Origin of the sequence: Actinomadura sp. RB99, assembly GCF_014706005.1 — a bacterium.
In the GTDB taxonomy this organism is placed as follows: Bacteria; Actinomycetota; Actinomycetes; order Streptosporangiales; family Streptosporangiaceae; genus Spirillospora.
The window spans coordinates 1-611 of record NZ_JABMCA010000208.1; the positions used below are offsets into that span (position 1 = coordinate 1).

At 68.1% G+C, this 611-nt stretch carries 1 protein-coding gene; it reads left to right on the top strand.

The genetic code is table 11. The features are described 5' to 3' along the window. A partial coding sequence (locus amrb99_RS49600) for a thiamine pyrophosphate-dependent enzyme (RefSeq protein WP_241756681.1) occupies positions 1-602 on the top strand: 602 nt, incomplete at its 5' end. Positions 603-611 lie beyond the last annotated feature (9 nt).

A 611-nucleotide genomic window follows, 5' to 3' on the forward strand; every position in this document is an offset into this window, starting at 1 on the left:
GCGCGACGTCGCAGGGCGACGTGAACGAGGCGTTCGTGTTCGCCTCGGTGTTCAACGCGCCGATCGTTTTCTTCTGCCAGAACAACCAGTGGGCCATCTCCGAGCCGCTGGAGAAGCAGACACGCATCCCGCTGTACAAGCGCGCGCAGGGCTACGGGTTCCCCGGGCTGCGGGTGGACGGCAACGACGTGTTCGCGTGCCTGGCCGTCACCAGGAAGGCGCTGGAGAACGCGCGGACCGGCCAGGGCCCCACGCTGATCGAGGCGTACACGTACCGGATGGGCGCCCACACCACCACCGACGACCCCACGCGCTACCGGCTGAAGGCCGAAGAGGAGGCGTGGAAGCTCAAGGACCCGATCGAGCGGGTCAAGGCGTACCTGGTCCGCAACGAGCTCGCCGACACCGCGTTCCTGGACGACGTCGAGGCCGAGGCCAAGCAGGTCGCCAAGGAGCTGCGGGAGGGCTGCCTGGCGCTGCCCGACCCGGCGCCGCTGTCGATGTTCGAGCACGTCTACGCCGAAGACCATCCGCTGATGACCGAGGAGCAGGAGCAGTTCGCCGCCTACCTGGCGTCCTTCGAGGAAGAGGTGCCGTCGTGACCGCGGAGA